The 16,938-nt window shown below is 58.1% G+C and carries 15 protein-coding genes, 1 tRNA gene and 1 other annotated feature; of the genes, 12 read left to right on the forward strand and 4 right to left on the reverse strand.

Annotated elements, in window-relative coordinates; translation table 11 throughout:
* Positions 1-27: 27 nt before the first annotated feature.
* Positions 28-1,197 carry an MFS transporter gene (locus KYK33_RS05950; protein WP_224432359.1) on the reverse strand — a complete coding sequence of 390 codons (1,170 nt, stop codon included), beginning with the start codon at positions 1,195-1,197 and terminating at the stop codon, positions 28-30.
* Positions 1,198-1,869: 672 nt separating this feature from the next.
* Between KYK33_RS05950 and KYK33_RS05955 the strand changes: the two genes are divergently transcribed.
* The 9 genes from KYK33_RS05955 to KYK33_RS05995 all read left to right on the forward strand — a co-directional run bounded on the left by KYK33_RS05955 (position 1,870) and on the right by KYK33_RS05995 (position 11,609).
* Positions 1,870-3,405 carry an arylsulfatase gene (locus KYK33_RS05955; protein WP_224432360.1) on the forward strand — a complete coding sequence of 512 codons (1,536 nt, stop codon included), beginning with the start codon at positions 1,870-1,872 and terminating at the stop codon, positions 3,403-3,405.
* A gap of 123 nt (positions 3,406-3,528) precedes the next feature.
* Positions 3,529-4,749, forward strand: a complete 1,221-nt coding sequence (locus KYK33_RS05960) for an anaerobic sulfatase maturase (protein ID WP_224432361.1) — start codon at positions 3,529-3,531, stop codon at positions 4,747-4,749.
* Entirely contained in the window at positions 4,746-5,750 is a 1,005-nt protein-coding gene (locus KYK33_RS05965; RefSeq protein WP_224432362.1) for an AAA family ATPase, read from the forward strand. Before KYK33_RS05960 ends, KYK33_RS05965 begins: the two co-directional genes overlap by 4 nt.
* A complete protein-coding gene (locus KYK33_RS05970; protein ID WP_224432363.1) occupies positions 5,750-6,655 on the forward strand; it encodes a DUF58 domain-containing protein in 906 nt (301 codons plus the stop codon). Before KYK33_RS05965 ends, KYK33_RS05970 begins: the two co-directional genes overlap by 1 nt.
* Positions 6,656-7,096 (forward strand): DUF4381 domain-containing protein, encoded by a 441-nt coding sequence (locus KYK33_RS05975; RefSeq protein ID WP_224432364.1) that lies wholly within the window; start codon positions 6,656-6,658, stop codon positions 7,094-7,096.
* On the forward strand, positions 7,089-8,066 hold the full coding sequence (locus KYK33_RS05980) for a VWA domain-containing protein (RefSeq protein WP_224432365.1): 978 nt from the start codon (positions 7,089-7,091) through the stop codon (positions 8,064-8,066). Before KYK33_RS05975 ends, KYK33_RS05980 begins: the two co-directional genes overlap by 8 nt.
* Complete coding sequence (locus KYK33_RS05985) at positions 8,063-9,589, forward strand: VWA domain-containing protein (RefSeq protein WP_224432366.1); 1,527 nt, start codon at positions 8,063-8,065, stop codon at positions 9,587-9,589. The genes KYK33_RS05980 and KYK33_RS05985 overlap by 4 nt, the downstream gene beginning before the upstream one ends.
* Positions 9,586-10,599 carry an oxygen tolerance domain protein gene (locus KYK33_RS05990; RefSeq protein WP_224432367.1) on the forward strand — a complete coding sequence of 338 codons (1,014 nt, stop codon included), beginning with the start codon at positions 9,586-9,588 and terminating at the stop codon, positions 10,597-10,599. Before KYK33_RS05985 ends, KYK33_RS05990 begins: the two co-directional genes overlap by 4 nt.
* Positions 10,600-10,601: 2 nt before the next feature.
* Positions 10,602-11,609: an HAD family hydrolase gene (locus KYK33_RS05995; protein WP_224432368.1), complete on the forward strand. Its 1,008-nt coding sequence runs from the start codon at positions 10,602-10,604 to the stop codon at positions 11,607-11,609.
* Between the two features lie 201 nt (positions 11,610-11,810).
* Here the strand turns inward: KYK33_RS05995 and KYK33_RS06000 are convergent.
* Together KYK33_RS06000 and KYK33_RS06005 are read right to left on the reverse strand one after the other, a co-directional pair.
* A tRNA-Arg gene (locus KYK33_RS06000) sits at positions 11,811-11,887 on the reverse strand.
* A gap of 49 nt (positions 11,888-11,936) precedes the next feature.
* On the reverse strand, positions 11,937-13,091 hold the full coding sequence (locus KYK33_RS06005) for a flagellar assembly protein FlgT (RefSeq protein WP_224432955.1): 1,155 nt from the start codon (positions 13,089-13,091) through the stop codon (positions 11,937-11,939).
* A gap of 158 nt (positions 13,092-13,249) precedes the next feature.
* Between KYK33_RS06005 and KYK33_RS06010 the strand changes: the two genes are divergently transcribed.
* Entirely contained in the window at positions 13,250-13,870 is a 621-nt protein-coding gene (locus KYK33_RS06010; RefSeq protein WP_042041420.1) for a FlgO family outer membrane protein, read from the forward strand.
* Between the two features lie 46 nt (positions 13,871-13,916).
* Positions 13,917-14,345, forward strand: a complete 429-nt coding sequence (locus KYK33_RS06015) for an LPP20 family lipoprotein (RefSeq protein WP_042041422.1) — start codon at positions 13,917-13,919, stop codon at positions 14,343-14,345.
* A 168-nt stretch (positions 14,346-14,513) separates the two neighbouring features.
* Here the strand turns inward: KYK33_RS06015 and KYK33_RS06020 are convergent, their stop codons facing one another.
* Entirely contained in the window at positions 14,514-15,683 is a 1,170-nt protein-coding gene (locus KYK33_RS06020) for a chorismate mutase (protein WP_224432956.1), read from the reverse strand.
* A 37-nt stretch (positions 15,684-15,720) separates the two neighbouring features.
* Positions 15,721-15,842, reverse strand: a sequence feature (Phe leader region).
* 244 nt (positions 15,843-16,086) lie between these two features.
* Here KYK33_RS06020 and KYK33_RS06025 point away from each other — a divergent pair.
* Entirely contained in the window at positions 16,087-16,923 is an 837-nt protein-coding gene (locus tag KYK33_RS06025) for an adenine nucleotide alpha-hydrolase family protein (protein WP_224432369.1), read from the forward strand.
* Positions 16,924-16,938 lie beyond the last annotated feature (15 nt).

The raw sequence follows: 16,938 nt of genomic DNA on the forward strand, positions 1-16,938 counted from the left end.
TTGAGGAAAAACAGCTTGTTAGGCTCACTAACTTCCCTGTCTGACCTGCTTGTCAGACCTATTATTGTTATGTGAATTCTTCAGTGCCCTGAGCAGCAATACCACACCCAGGCAAGCCAGCAGGGTGCAGGCGATATTGAGCCAGGCGAGGGTGTCGAAGCCCAGCAGACGGGCCTGTTCATCCGATTGCAGATAGCGGGCCGATCCCAGGCTGGCGAGCCCGGCGGCAATATTGGTGACCGTCCCCTGGAATGACATGAAGGCGGCGCGCTGCTGGGGGGCGGGGATGGCCGCCGTGATGGCCAGGGTGGTGCTGGAGCGGGCCGAGCTCAGCGCCATAAACAGGGTGAACAACAGATAGATGGGCAGCCCCAAGGGCTGGGCGAAGCCAACGAAGGTGACCAGCGCGAGCAGCAGACTGGTGATCAGGATGGCACCCTGAGCGCGGCCGCCATCAATCCAGACACCGCACAGCCGCATGGTTGCCATGCTGGCCAGGCCACCGCACAGGTAGAGGGCGGCTATCTGTTCCCGGGGGAAAGCCAGGTTGAACTGGAAGTAGTTGGCAAAGTGCGGAATGAGCAGAAAGTGGCCGGCCATCTGCAGGGCAAGCACGGTGAGGGCTCCCTGGCAGAGGGGGGATGTTGCCAGACGCCAGATGCCAACCAGACTCGGCTCCTGCTTGACCGGCAGGGAGGGCAGCAGCAGATAGGCGGCCAACACCAGCAGCAGCCCGGCGCCGCCGAGCAACAGGAAGGGGCTCTGCCAGCCGAACCACTGAGAGAGCGTCAGGGAGAGAGGCACTATCAATATGGCGGCGAGGGAAAAAGCCATGCCGACATAGGCCAGCTTGCGGCCCCGCTCGGCCGGGGGTACCAGATCCAGCACCGCCGCCATCAAGATGGCCGAGAGCGGGCCGGCGACACAGCCGGAGAGAATGAAGAGGATCAGCAGTTGCTGGCTGTTTTGTACCAGAGAGCAGGCGATCAGCAGCAGGAAGCGCAGGGTGAGCAGCAGCAGCAGAGCCGGGCGTCGATTGAAGCGATCCAGCCAGGGGGCGGCGAGGAGTCCCACCAGGGCCGCCCCCAGGGTCGCGCCACCACTGAAGTAACCGGTCAGCTCGGGTGCCATGCCCAGATAAAGCACCAGATCCGCCCCAAGCGGCATCACCATCATCATGCTACCCATAGATAACATATTGATTAATAGTGCTAAATGTATGACCGACGAGGGGTAGGCACTGTGGAGCTTAGGGATCACAAGAGTCTTCTCGAGCAAAGGAGCCCGAATTCTATCCGAGGATTTTTTTCATGACAACAAATGATAATTGTTTTTATTTGTATTAGTTAATCTCGATCACATCCTTAAAGCCGCGTTAAACGGACTCTTGCTCGATAAACCTGCTCCTGCCAACTGGATTGACCCGAGGTTTACCCCTGGCGGCGGTCTGAACCGCCCGGCGCCCCCCAACCTCCAGACGCTTCCCTCACGCTTTTGCGAGGCATATCACAAAGCTGGGGCCTCAGAAGTGACCTCTGGTTCAGGCCGTATCATGGTTGATGGTGGCTCATTTGTGACACAGTATGACAGTGCTGCCATCACAATGTCGTCATACGCTGCAAGCATAAAAATGAGTACCAGCGCCGAGCCGGGATCCAGCGATGCATCGAGTCTGCTGGAGTTAACCCTTTGTGTTAGTGCTCATTTTAATGTGGCACTTTCGTATGTCGGGTGGCTGAAACGGTGTGTTTTATAAACAAAGGCAACCATCCTAAGTTGCTTTGTCTATACACTGAGTCCGACCTTCTAAAAAATGGAGTCATGAGAATGCTGAACAGCCTACCATCCAAAAGGACCTTGATCGCCAGCATGTTGACGCTGGCCTTTGGTGCTACTTCTTCGGCACATGCTGCCGACGCGGCCAAAACCGCCCCAGAGCAAGACAAAGGAAAACCCAACATAGTGGTCATCTTCGGTGATGACATTGGTTATTGGAACCTGAGTACCTATAACCAGGGCATGATGGGTTACCAGACCCCCAATATCGACAGCATTGCTGCAGAGGGGGCCAAGTTCACCTCCTACTATGCGGAGCAGAGCTCGACGGCAGGCCGTTCCTCTTTCATTACCGGTCAGATGCCGTTTCGTACCGGGATGAGCAAGGTAGGGATGCCCGGGGCACCTCAGGGTCTGCAAAAAGAAGATCCCACCATAGCCGAAATGTTGAAAAATCTTGGCTATGCTACCGGCCAATTTGGCAAGAACCACCTGGGGGATCGCGATGAATTCTTGCCGACCGCCCATGGTTTCGACGAGTTCATGGGCAACCTCTATCACCTGAATGCGGAAGAGGAGCCGGAGAACTCGGATTACCCGAAAGACCCCGCCTTCCGCAAGCAGTTTGGCCCGCGCGGCGTCATCAAGAGCAGTGCCGATGGCAAGATTGAAGATACCGGCCCGCTTACCATCAAGCGCATGGGCACTGTCGATGAAGAGACCCTGGCCGCCAACAACGACTTTATGGAGCGTCAGGTCAAGGCCAAGAAGCCATTCTTCACCTGGTTCAACACCACCCGCATGCACAACAAGACTCACCTGAAAGATGGCAGCAAGGGTGAGACTGGCTTGGGTGATTACGCAGATGGCATGGTCGAGCACGACAAGATGGTTGGCGAGGTCCTGAAGAAGATCAAAGACCTCGGTATCGAAGACAACACCATCGTCGTCTACACCACGGATAACGGTCCCATGACGGCAACCTGGCCTGACGCCGGCATTACACCGTTCCGCGGCGAGAAGAACACCGGTTGGGAAGGGGGCTTCCGGGTGCCGGCCATGGCCAAATGGCCGGGGCACATCAAACCGGGCACCATGATCAACGATATCTTTGGCAGTAATGACTGGTTCCCGACCCTGGTGGCCGCAGCGGGCGAGCCTGACATCAAGGACAAGCTGCTCAAGGGTTACAAGACCGCCAAGATGACCTACAAGGTTCATCTGGATGGTTATAACCAGCTTGGCTATCTGCAAGGGAAGGAGCCGAGCCAACGTAAAGAGTTCTTCTACTGGAGTGATGACGGCGACCTGCTTGCCATGCGCTACGGTCGCTGGAAGGCCCACTTCATGATCCAGGAACACGCAGGCATGGATGTGTGGAAGTATCCCTTCACCAAGCTGCGTGTGCCCCTTATCTTCGATCTGGAAGTGGATCCGTTAGAGAAGGGCACTGATGGTATGGGCTACAACGCCTGGTTCTATGATCGCCTCTATCTGCTTGGCGGTGCGCAGAAATACGCAACAGACATGATCAAGAGCTTCGAGGCGTTCCCGCCACGGCAGAAGCCGGGCAGTTTCACCGTCTCTGATGTCAGTGCGCTGATTGAGAATGGCTCCAAGAACAACTGATAGATGTATTTGGGTGGGGATTTTCCCCACCCCTCTTTAGGGAGCATTATGAAGCACAGCACAACATTGCCTGTTAAAGCCTTGGCGTCGGCAGAGAAATATATCGGCAAGGGACCAGCTTGGGTGCGGCGTTTTCATGTGATGGCCAAGCCGACAGGCTCAACCTGCAACATAGATTGCACCTACTGCTTCTACCTGCATAAAGAAGAGTTGCTGCATCAGGATCGCCATACTGGTATGAGCGATGAGGTGCTGGAAAATTTTGTCCGTCAATACATTGCCAGCCAGGATGGAGAACAAGTTGTCTTCTCATGGCAAGGCGGTGAACCAACGCTGATGGGCCTGGGGTTTTTCCACAAGGTCGTCAAGTTTCAACAGCAATATAAAAAGCCGGGTCAACGCATCGAGAATGACCTGCAAACCAATGGCATCCTGATCAATGATCAATGGGCCGAGTTCCTGAAGGAACACCATTTTTTAGTGGGTCTGTCCATCGACGGGCCCCGTGAGTTACATGACAGATATCGCCTGACCCGCAGCGGCAAGCCCACCTTCGATAAGGTGATGGATGGGGTTGCCGCGCTCAAGCGCCATCAGGTTCCTTTCAATGCCCTCGTCACCATCAACCGCACCAATGCTCGCTTCCCCCTCGAGGTGTATCGTTTTCTGACTCAGGAGCTGGGGGCAACCTACATCCAGTTCAACCCTTGTGTTGAACCTGTCGATTTTAAGTCAACCGCGCCGCAGTTTTGGCATGACGACACCATTCCCGTAACGGGATCGCGACGGGCCAAACCGGGAGATCTGGATTCTATTGTGACGGATTGGTCGGTCGATCCCGATGACTGGGGACGCTTCCTGATCGCGGTGTTTGAGGAGTGGGTCAACAACGATCTGGGCCGTGTGCAGGTCAATCTGTTCGAGACGGCGGTTGCCCAGACCATGGGGATGCCTGCCCAGATCTGCATCACCTCGGAGTTTTGTGGCAAGGGGTTGGCCGTTGAGAAGAATGGCGATATCTATTCCTGCGATCACTACGTCTATCCGGAATATCAGTTGGGCAATATTGAGACCACCCCACTGGCGCACATGGCCTTTTCCGAGCGTCAGAAAGCCTTTGGGTTCGGCAAGAAAGATACCCTGCCTGACTACTGCAAGCGTTGTCCTTACCTCAGCCTGTGCTGGGGGGAGTGCCCTAAAAATCGCATAGTGAGAACCCCTGATGGCGAGTTGGGCCTCAACTACCTCTGCCCGGGCATCAAGGCCTTCTTCGACTTCGCCCAGCCCATGGTGGTGGGGATTGCCACTATCTTGCAAAACGAACAATCGGGAGCTCGTTCATGAGTCACAGGGAGAAGCTGCGCCAGCTTGAGCTGCGCATGAATGAACAGGTGATCGGGCAAGAGGGGTTGGTCAGGATGCTGATCATCGCGTTGCTATGCGATGGGCACGTGCTGCTGGAGGGCTTGCCAGGCTTGGCCAAGACCCGCGCGGTGCGCGCGCTTGCCCGACAGATAGAAGGGGAATATAGCCGGATTCAGTTCACGCCTGATCTGCTGCCATCGGATATTACCGGCAGCGAAATCTACCAGCAGCATGCAACCACGGAGGAAGAGCAGTTCAGGTTCAGACCTGGCCCCGTGTTTGGCAATATCATTCTCGCCGACGAGATCAACCGCGCCTCCGCCCGGGTGCAGTCGGCCTTGCTCGAGGCGATGGAAGAGCGCCATGTGACCGTGGCTGGGAAAAGCTGGCCATTGCCAGGGCTCTTCATGGTGTTGGCCACTCAGAACCCGGTCGACCAGGAGGGGACCTGGCCACTGCCAGAGGCCCAGTTGGACAGATTCTTGATGAAAGTGTTGGTGGAGTATCCCTCCAAAGAGAACGAACAGCTTGTCATGCAACTGGTCAGGGCAGAACAGCGGGAGAAGTATGAGGGCATCAGCCCCGGCACAGACAGTGCGCCCTCTGTGATGCCAGACAAACTGGTGGGGCAACAGGATCTACAGGCCTGTTGGCAGGAGGTATCCCGAGTCCATGTTGCCCCGGCCATGGAGCACTATATCGTCAACCTGGTGGCCATGACCCGCCATCCGCAAGGGGTGAGTGACGCCCTGGCGAGCTACATCAGCCTCGGGGTCAGTCCACGGGGAACATTGGCACTGGAGCGCTGCGCCCGAGCCAACGCCTGGTTGGCAGGACGTGACAGCGTCTTGCCACAAGACATCAAGGATATTGCCCCTGCCGTGTTGCGCCATCGTCTGATGATGAGCTATCAGGCCAATGCGGACGGTTTCTCGGCAGATGATGCCATCCGGACACTGCTCGAGACCGTTGTCGCCTGATGGAACCATTATTCAGCATCGATCGCGCCGCATTGATGGCGCTGGCAGGGGAGGCCAAGTTGCTCAACAATGCCCCCGAGCGGCTTTCGCCAGGAGCCCTTGCCGGGGAGCGAGTCTCCCGTCAGCAGGGACGGGGCTTGAACTTTGAAGGGCTGCGCCGCTATCAGGCGGGTGATGACGTGCGCCTTATTGACTGGCAAGCCACGGCACGCCTGCGTACTCCCTGGATTCGTCTCTATAACGAGGAGCGGGAGAGGCCCGTTTTCCTGTTGATTGACCAACGCCTGGATATGTATTTCACCACGCGAGGCAAAACCAAGTCGGTGGCGGCCGCCATGATAGCTGGCCTGTTTGCCTGGCGCAGCTGGCATGACAGCGACCGCTTGGGGGCCGTGGTATTTAGCGATGAGGATCTGGCTGTCCACCCTTGCCGCTCCCCGAAACAGAATCTGGGACCGGTGCTTGAGGACATCAGCCGCTTCAATCAAGCCTTGGTACAGCGCTACCCTGCCGAGCCCCAGAAAGAGTTGGGATTGGCCGAGGTATTGCAGCAGGTGCATCGCTTGATCCCGCCGGGAGCCTGGCTGGCAATGATCAGTGATTTTCACGATCTGGATACGCGCTGTGAAGCCATCCTTGCGGGGTTAAGGCGCCGCTGTGAGGTGAATGCCTTCGTCGTCTATGACGATCTCCATCTGCGGCTCCCCACTCAGGGGACTGTGGGAGCCCGTTATCAGGGACTCGATGCCACAGTGTCGCTCTCGACCTCCATGACCCAGGAGATTCAACGGGCGATCACCCAGCGGCTGGCAGACCAGGAGCAGCGTCTGAGCAGGTTAGGTGCCAGGGTTCATCATATTGTGACCAGCCAGGATCTGGTTCGGCAACTCCAGAAAGGGGCATGAATGCTTGAAAAAGGCTTTACCGTACCCGAGTTGCTGCACCCCCCCTTGCCAGCCAGTGTCTCTTGGTTGCCACAGGCCCCAGGTTGGTATCTGCTGGCTACCCTGCTGCTGCTGGGGGCGCTTGTTATGCTGATAAGCCGTCTCGCCCGTTGGCGGCGCAACCTGTGGCGGCGTGAGGCAAGCCAGCTGCTTACCACGCTGGAAGATGCCGATGGTTGGATCACCATGATCAAACGTATTTTACTCATGCATCGACCCCGCGCCGACATAGCGAAAGCCCTCTCGCCGGTGCAATTATTGGATGGCGTTCCCATCGACGAGGCACTGCGATCCCTGTTGTGCGAGCGTTACTGCCAACAGGATAATCAGTTGTCTGATGAACAAAATGCCCGATTGGTTCAGCAGGTCGCAACCTGGATAGGGAGCCTGCCTCATGTCTGATTGGCTATCCCGGTTTGACTTTGCCTGGCCCTGGGCCTGGTTGCTGATAATGTTGCCCCTCATCAGTCGTTTCTTGCTACCCCAAGAGCGGCCACTTGCAGAGTATGTACGGGTCCCTTTTCTCCCTCATCTGATCGAAGAGCTGAACCTCAAGGCGGCGCCGCCACAATCCAGTGTGTGGCAGCGCCTGCTGTTTTGGCTCATCTGGGGGTTGTTGGTCTGTGCACTGGCTCGCCCCGAGTTGCTGACCCCGCCTCAGCACATCACCAAACCGATGCGAGACATGGTGCTGATCCTCGATGTCTCTGGGTCCATGGGGAAAAATGATCTGCCAGGGGGGGATACCCGCTTGAAAGCCATGCAGGATTCTGTCGCCAAGTTTGTCTCGGCACGAAAACAAGACAGAATGGGTCTGGTTATTTTTGCCAGCAACGCTTACCCGTTTGCGCCGATCAGCGCGGATAAGCATGCGCTACAGGCTCGCATCACCCAGCTCGCTCCCGCCATGATAGGGGAGCAGACTGCCATTGGGGATGCCATCGGGGTTGCGGTCAAGATGCTAGACAAGGGACAAGATGGGGACACCAGCAAGTTAGTCATCTTGTTGACGGATGGCAATGATACCGCCTCGCAGCTGGCGCCGACCCTGGCCGCCCAGTTGGCCGCCAAGCATCAGGTGCAGATCCACACCATCGCCTTTGGGAATGAACAGAGTGAGGGCGATGACAAGGTCGATCTTGCACTGTTAAAGCAGATAGCCGACATCACCGGGGGGCGTAGCTGGCAAGCTGCGCGCACGGGCGCGGCCCTCGATAGCGCTTGGCAAGCCATTGATGAGCTGACGCCGGTACAGGTGAAAACCCTGGGCTGGTCCTGGCAGCAGCCCTTATACCAATGGCCCTTGTTGCTGGCCCTGCTGCTCTTGTTGCTCTCGACCCTGGTGGCTCATCGCAAGGAGAGCCTGACATGAGCGATTTTCATTTCCTCTACCCCTGGCGTCTGCTGGGCTTGCTGCTCTGCGTGGGCCTGTGGTTTGTGGTCCGCCATTCGCGAAGTGCCTGGTACCAGGTCATGGACAAGCCGGTGGCCAAGGCACTGATCATCGGGCAAACAAGGCCCTTGCTGCAGCTGTTACCCCTATTGTGTGTGTTGGGGGTGATTGGGCTGGCGGGACCGAGTTGGCAGAAGCAGCTGCCCGCAGCCTTGTCGCCACAGAGCAGTGTCATGGTGTTGTTGCAACAGGATCTGGCGATGTATGCGCAAGATCTGACCCCCAGTCGCCACCAACGCATGCAGCACAAGATAATGTCGCTGGTGTCGCGTTCCCCCGGCACTGGATTTGGGCTCATCGTCTATGACAGTTCTGCGCACCTGACCACGCCCTTGACCCAGGATCCGGACTTCTTCTCCCTCTTTCTCGACGCGCAAGATCCGGGATTGATGCCCAAGGGGGATGGTTCGGCTCTAGGTCAAGCCATTGATCTGGCGCAGAAAAACTTACCTGACACCCCGGATGGGGCAAACAGCTTGCTGATCGTCGCGGATGCCATCACGGCCGAGGAGGCGACCTTCTTGACCGGGTCCAGACTCCCCGTGCAGGTCTGGGTCGTGGGCACAGAGCGAGGGGGCACCATGCCGGCGGCTTATGCCGAACGCGGTATCGATACCCGGCTCAATGTCGACCAGTTTCAGTCCCTGCAAGATGCCGGCATCCCGGTTACCCTGGCCAGTGCTGATGATGGGGATATCGCCGCCATCTCGGGCAACATCGCCCATGCGGTGCAGGCGCAGAACAATGCACGCCAGGATCTGAAGTGGAAAGACAGTGGCTACTGGTTGGTGATTCCCATCTTGGTGCTGCTGCTCTTTTGGCGCAGGCAACTGCTGTGTGTGGCATTGGTGGCCTTGCCGCTCGGCCTCTACTCCGGCCACAGCGAGGCCGCTTGGATCAACTGGTGGTTGACAGGGGATCAGCAAGGTCAGCTTGCGTTTGATCGCCAGGATTATGCCCAGGCGGCGCAACAGTTTGAGGAGCCCTTGCGCCGGGGGCTAGCCAGCTATTACGCCGGGGATTATGTGGCGGCTTCAACCGCCTTGCGCCAGGCGCCAGCGACGCCGGAGTCTCTGCTCTGGCTTGGTAACAGCTATGCCCAGCAGAAATCCTGGCAACAGGCGATCGACAGTTATGATCAGGCCCTCAGTCTGCGGCCCGACTGGGAGATGGCACAGACCAACCGTGCCAAGATAGCCGAGATCATCATGCAACTGCGTAAAAAAGAGCGGGATAAAGAGGCCTCACAAGAGGAGCAAGAGGGGATTGATCCCGATGAGATCAAAGATGATCTGAAAAAAGGGGAGGGGGTCAATCAGCAGGATATCCAACCAGGTGACACTGCCAATCCCCAGTTGGAGCAGTGGTATGACAATGTGCAACTTTCTCCTGCGGGCTTGCTGCGCAATCTTTATCAGGCCGACGCGCCGGAGGGCCAATGAGACACTGGCTATTGCTATTGCTGATCATCAGTTTTCCAGGGCACAGCGAGATGAATATCAGCCGTGAGCTGGTGGCACCTGCCAAGGTCGTGCCGGGCCAACCGTTGCGCATTGCCGTGACTTACTGGACAGATTCCTGGTTCAACCCGCCGCCAAGCTGGCCCGATATGGTCGTCGAGAATGGTGCCCTGCTGACCACCCCGCTGCCCAATCAGCTGTTGACGCGCCAGGAGGGGGGAAAGAGCTGGAGTGGTATTCGGCTGGAGAAACTGGTGGCTGCCTGGGATCAGGGTACCCTCAGGTTTGCACCGATGGAGGTGACCCTCTCCTCGGCGGGGCAGGCGCCTCATACGGTTCAACTGCCTGCCATAGAGCAAGCGATCGCCTGGCCTGCGGATGTCCGGCAACCGGATCGTTTTTTGCCCGCCAGCAAGGTGACGCTGACACAGCAGATTGCACTTTATCGTGCAGGAGAGGGCGATAGCCTGCATGCCGGCGACGCGATCGAGCGTCAGGTGACGGTGAAGGCAGAGGGCGCCGTGCCCGCACAAATACCGCAACTGCTCTACGCCATCCAAGGAACGCAAACCCAGCGACTCACCCCCGTGAGTGGGCTGCTGGAGTCTGGGCGAGGCGACTTCCTTGGTGGCCAACGCGAAGAGCGACTGCGCTATCTGCCCGTGCAACAAGGCACCATCACTCTTCCACCGCTCGCTTTGAGGTGGTGGGATACCGAGCGGCAAGAGTGGCAATTGGCCGAACTTCCCGGAGCCGATTACCGGATAGGGGCACCCCGAGCCGCCGGTCGGGAAGCTGTGTTGCGTGCCTCGACCCAGGCTCACCCATGGTGGTATGTACTGACAATCTCAATACTCATCATCTTGGCTGGTGCCGGATACCTGGCACGTCGTCCGCTCCGGCGTAGCTGGTTGTTTGCCCAGGCCGCCATGAAACGATTCTGGGATCCTGTTCCCTTACCCGATCTCATCCCGACGACGAAGGAGAAATGAAGATGAAGCTAAACCGCATACTCTGCGCCTTGATCCTGGGCACGGCATTTTGTGCGAATGCCGAAAGCGTTCCCGACCCTCTCTCGGCCTGGCAAGAGACGGCGGCCAAGGGCTCCATCAAAGCCTGGGTGGCTGGTGCGACCCAAGTGGGCACCAACACCTTCATTCCGGTCAACAAGCGTTATGTCGTCTTTGACAACGATGGCACCCTCTGGCCCGAGGCTCCGCTGACCTTCCAGTTGCAGTTTGCCATCGATGAGATAAAGCGGCTCGCCCCGAAACACCCCGAGTGGCAGCAAGATGCCATCGTCAAGGCGGTCTTGGCCAATGACATGCCGGCCTTGGTCAAGTCGGGCAAGAAAGGGCTCTTGCAGTTGCTGACCTTGACTCACAGTGACATGACCACAGAGGAATATGCCAAGCGGGTTCGACACTGGTTGGATAACCGCGAGCATCCACGCTTTGGTTGCCATTATGACCAACTTGCTTATCTGCCCATGAAGCAACTGCTTGAATATTTGCGGGATAATGGTTTCAAAACCTGGATAGTTTCCGGTGGTGGCATCGATTTTATGCGCGTCTTCGCCGAGCAGATGTACGGCATTCCCCCCGAGCAAGTGGTGGGTTCTTTTGCGCTGGGCGAGTTTGCGGTGGCAGAGGATGGCACCTCGATAAGGAAGACGATGAAGGGGGCCTATTACGATGATGAGGCCGCCAAACCTGCCGCTATCCACCTCTTTATGGGCCAGCGTCCGGTGGGTGCATTTGGCAACAGTGACGGAGATGTTCCTATGTTGCAGTACACCACGAGCAATCCTGACTTCAAGCCATTTGGCCTGATTGTTCGCCATACGGATGAGAAGCGGGAATATGCCTATGACAGCCATCCCCCCAGCAGCGGTACTCTGGTGGAGGGGCTGAAACTGGCGCCCAAATATGGCTGGACAGTGGTCGACATGAAAAAGGACTGGAAAGCGGTATTTGACCCGGCGCAGTGCGCCTTCAAATAGGCTATCTCCCAGATAGGATTCATAGAGATCGTTGACTGAGGCTTATCGACCTTGTTTGCCTGAATGCCCCTTTTTACTCCCTCACAATGCCGCAAGCACTCTGCATCAGGCCTTGGGGTAATAGCGTGTAGCCGAGAGGGGAAACGGGCCGAAAATGACAAAGGGATTAGCATCATAAAGATGCTAATCCCTCGTTGTATCTGGTGCTCCCGACTGGATTCGAACCAGTGGCCTGTCCCTTAGGAGGGGACCGCTCTATCCAGCTGAGCTACGGGAGCGAGTGGCGGGCATTATACAAAAACCACCGCACTTTTAAACTCTTGATTTCTATTCCAATAGGGCAAAATCGCCGACTTGGATGTTAAATGGCGAATATTTGTTCCGTGTCGACAGTATGGCGCCGTCGTCAAACAGCTGAACCACCTCGAACAGGCCATTGGCCGGGTTGCGTTGCATGCGTGCCTTGCCGTAGGGATCGGTGAAGTCGGCGCTGTGCTGGATGCGGAATTGATCCCCCAGCTTGACGCCATTTAGCCGCCCCAGATTGATATGGGGGCCGCGCTCGCCCATGGCGACGATGCGGGCGGTGACCGGGGCGCAACTCAGCTGGCTGATGATGTCCTGCACCGCCTGCTTGAGCTGATAATCCACCTCCTGGCCGTAGCTGGAACGCCAGAATTCACTGCTGTCACTGCCTACCTGGTCTTGCTTGGCGAAGGTCCAGTCGGCGCGTCCCTGGTACTCCTTGCGGCCCATCAGGCTGCCGTTGATGCCATCAAACAGATAGAGCTGCATGCGAAAACTGCGCACCGGATCCCGATACCAGCTGGTCAGCTGGTTGCCCTGAGGCTCGAGGGAGAGATCGTCCAGGCTGCCGAGCACCAGATACTGGCTGTCGGTGCGCAGACTCAGCGCCTTGATCTCCTCCAGGGCGCTGCGATCCCCCTGTTGCAGGTGCAGCGGGTCTATGGCGAGGTTCTCATCGAGCCACTGATGTGCCAACACCCCTTTGGGGGCAGCGGCCAGTTGCTCGAACAGGCGGCGGGAGAGGCTGGCGGGCAGATCGTCGAGGGCGCCATAGCTCGCCTGCTCGGGATGACGCAACCTGAGCCGGACCAGCGTCAAATCCTTGGCGTACTCCTGGCTCGGACAGATCTGGCGCTGGGCCTGGATATCGGCCTGGACAGTGATGTACATGCGGCCGTTGCGCACCTCTTCGCGTTTGAGGCGATAGTGGCGAATGTCCCCCCCCGAACGGATCTGGATCTGCTCGGATTTCAGGCTGCCGTTTTCCAGGCGCTGCACGCTGGAGATGGCGGCGCCGCTGGCCAACAGCGCCTGGCGCAGGGCATCCCGGGTGGCCTCCTCGCGGGCATAGGCCTCGTCGCCATCCAGGATGGCGGCGCTGCCCTGGGCCTCGATCAGCTCGGCTCGCAGGCCAGTGGTGACCAGCAGCAGGGCAAGCAGCAGCGACGTTTTGATTATTCTCATAACATGAACCTTGCAGGGGGCAGGGAGTTCCCATGCCGACTCGGGTGTGGATGCTGGCGAAAATAAAGCAAGAGTCGTGCCTTATTCCACACTCAAGCTTTGTCAGTCTCGTCCGATAACAGGTGAGATGCAGAACAGGAAGCTTATCCATGAATAGATTGATCACGGCGTTGGCCCTTGCCCTGGCCTTGTCTGCCTGTGGTTCCGAGCCCATAGATCGCAAGGTGGGGGATCCCCGCCAGGCCGCGCCCGGTATGGAGCTGAACTGGCTGGTGGCGCGCATGACGGATCAGCTGATGGAGCGTAAGTCACTTTCCACCCTGACCGAACCCATTGCCGTCTCCTCCTTCGTCGATCTCGATACCCTGCAGGACACCAACTGGATGGGCCAGCAGATAGAAGAGGGCTTCATCTATGAGCTGAACCGGCGCGGTGAGGTGGTGGTCGACTTCAAGATGACCGGCAATATCAAGGTGACCCCGCAAGGGGACTTCGTGATGAGCCGCAACTACAAGGATCTCTCTGCCAGGCTGCCCATCACCCGCATCCTGACCGGCACCTTCAGCCGCAACAAGCAGGGCATTTTAGTGAACGCCCGCATCATAGACTTGCGTACCAAGATGGTGGAGACCACGGCCCAGAGCCTGATCCCGCTGCAGTACCTCTCTGGTGCCAGCAACTCATTCGGACGTGCCTCGGTCAACCGGGGCCTGTTGCAGCGCGGCTCGGGGACAACCCCTCAGGGCCATCTGGTCAACCTGACCCCCTGAGGGTGCGGCGCCGGTGCGCCCCCCAAGCCAAGATGGAGTAAGCAAGATGAAGACCCTGTTTGGATGCCTGCTCGCCCTGCTGCTCACCGCATGCAGTGGCAACCGTGTGGTGGAATATGGCAACAACGTCAGTGAGCCGGATGATTTCCCCGTGCTCAAGGCGGTGGGATATGCGGTGATCGACATCCAGCCCGGCCCCTCCCAGTCCGAGCGGATGCTGCAAGCCATTCGCGCCTCCAAGATGGATGCCTATCGTGAACTGGCCGAGCAGCTCAATGGCCAGCAGGTCAGTGCCAGCTCCCGCTATCAGGATCTCAAGCAGGTCTCCAATGCCCTGGATGTCTCGGTGGCAGGCATGGTGCGTGGCGCCCGGGTGGTGGCGACCTATCCCCGTGGCAACACCTACGCCACCGAGCTGGAGCTTGATACTCGCAACCTCTACCATCTCAATCAGTTGATGGCGGGGCAATACTGAGCATCAGTCTCTATTGACGGCATCGCTAGATAGCAACCAGTTGCGTAGAAAACAACAAGGCGACCCGTGGGTCGCCTTGTTGTTTTCGCGGCATGTTGCCGTGCCGCTCCTGGTGCGGGGCGGCGCTATCTTGCCGCCCCTACCTGACGCCTGAACCCCTGGTTTGGCTTATCCCAGGATAACGGGGGGCACGGCCGTGGGTTTGACATCCTCGCTCGGGTAGCAGCCCAGTACCTTGATGTAGCGGGTGATCTGGGTCAGCTCGACCAGGGCCGCCTGCATCTCGGCGCTCTGCAAATTGGCCGAGACATCCAGATAGAACATCTCCTCCCAGGGGTTGCCCTGCACGGGACGGGACTCCAGCTTGGTCATGTTGATGCTGTTATTGCGCAGCACCAGCAGCGCCTCGACCAGGGAGCCCGGCTTTTGCGAGGTGGACATGATGAGCGTGGTCTTGGCCGGGATCTGCGACGCCACATCGATGGGCTTGCGCGCCACGACGATGAAGCGGCTGTAGTTCTCTTTCTGGTTGGCCAACTGCTCGGCCAGTACCGACAGGCCATACAACTCGCCGCCATCCGCGCTGCCAATAGCGGCCGCCTCGGGGCTGGCCAGCTCTTTCACTTTCATCATGGCACTGGAGGAGGAGTCGCAGATCTCGTGGCGGGCTCCCTCCAGCTTGCTCAGGTAGTGGGAGCACTGCTGGAACACCTGGGGATGGGCGTAGAAGGTCTTGATGCGTTCGAGCCCGGTCGGCACGGCCGTCAGCACGCAGTGCTCGATTGGGTAGGTGAGTTCGCCGACGATGGAGAGGCTGGTGTGCTGCATCACGTCATATACCTCGTTGATGGAGCCCGAGCTGGTGTTCTCGATGGGCAGCACCCCGAAGGCGGCACGGCCTGACTCCACGGAGTCCAGTACCTCGCGGAAGTTCTGGCAGTTGACCTCGACCACCTGATCCTTGTAGCGAGCCAGGTACTTGCGTGCCGCCAGGCTGGAGTAGGAGCCACGGGGCCCCAAGTAGGCGACGCTGGTCATGGGCTCTTGCTGCTCAGGGTTGAGCAGCCCTTGCAGGTAGGCCTGCTGGGAGAGCACCGAATCTTCGATGATGGTGTGATAGAGACGGGTCACATACTGGGCATCCAGACCCAGCACCCGCCCTTTCTGGATCAGGGCGACCAGCAGATCCTGTTCCCGCTGATGATCGCGAATGGGGCGCGGATTGGCCTGCTTGGCGCGGGCGACCGCTATGCTCAGGGCCTTGCGCTTGGCCAGCAGGGCAAGCAGCTCTTGATCCAACTGGGTGATGTCCTGCCTGATGTCGTCTAGGGTTACCATGATACGTACCTGTCCAGATATGCCATTGATATTATTCATAAAAAAGCCTCCGCTAGGGAGGCTCGATTCGTCTTTAGTTTCCGGTTTATACGACGATTGGCCTTCCCTCAGGTGGGCCGGATAAACGAGAAGCGAAAGAGGAATAGTGAATGCATGGGACTGCCTTGGAATGTCAATGCCCTAGCTTTAAGGGATTTGCCGATGTGATGCAAGTAAAACTTGCCAGCAGGGGATGCTCATTGGCGGCTGTGGACAGGGTCGCATTCGCTGATATGGGCAGGTTGATCTGGATCATGATTAATAGCCATTGACGATGGAAGTGTCATTTTTATGATATCTCATTTATGACCCATTCAGGATCCACGGGTCAAAATGCCCCCCTGGATTCACAGACGAGGCATCCATGGATACCAACATTGTTCTACTGAATCAGGGATATGATCAGACTTTTCAGGCCAGGGAGCAGCGCCTCATCGACATCCTGTCCACCTATGACGAGCTGGTCGTCTCTTTCTCGGGACGGTTGGAATCTTGCTATGGCATGGATCTCTGTCGCGCCAGCGGGACGCGCATCCGTGCCCTGACCCTGGACAATCCACTGCTCAGCCGACGTGAGTTGGCCCGCGCCCATCGCTACTGCCAGCGCTACAACATAGAGCAGCGCGTCCTCAAGACCGACGAGATGCTGTTTTGCGATATCGAGCAGCCACCCAAGGTGGCGCGGGATCCGGTGCGTCTCATCGATGAGGCCAAGGCGCAACAGGCGGGCTGGGAACATCTGCCGCTGCTGATCCCGGCGTCGGTCGAGGAGATGCAAGCCTATCTGGGGCGCTTTCATCAGGCGCCGCCACGGACTCTCTGGCTCTTCGCCAGGGAGGGGATGTGCCACAGGGATTTTCGTTACGGCTTCCACAAGCGTGAACTCGACCGCTGGGGCAAGGCCAGCGGTGGCTACCTCAATCGCCGATTCCAGCACATCAGCCAGATGGATCGAAGCCATGTACAGATGATCGACATGGCGGAGCAGGTTCTGGCCGACATGGGACTCGACGAGGCGGAGGTGCATTTTCACACCCTGAGCGATGACAGCATCACCCTGGCCAGGGTGCGGCTGCCATCCCATCAGCGCGCCCATGGGTTCGATCGTCAACTCGACATCTATCGCGCCCTCAAGGGGATGGCCTTTGACTATGTCACCCTGGACATGGCCCTGCCCAATTGCCATGACATCGCGGGTTGACCGGTCGTGACGCCA

The organism is Aeromonas rivuli, from assembly GCF_020149575.1.
In the GTDB taxonomy this organism is placed as follows: domain Bacteria; phylum Pseudomonadota; class Gammaproteobacteria; order Enterobacterales; family Aeromonadaceae; genus Aeromonas; species Aeromonas rivuli.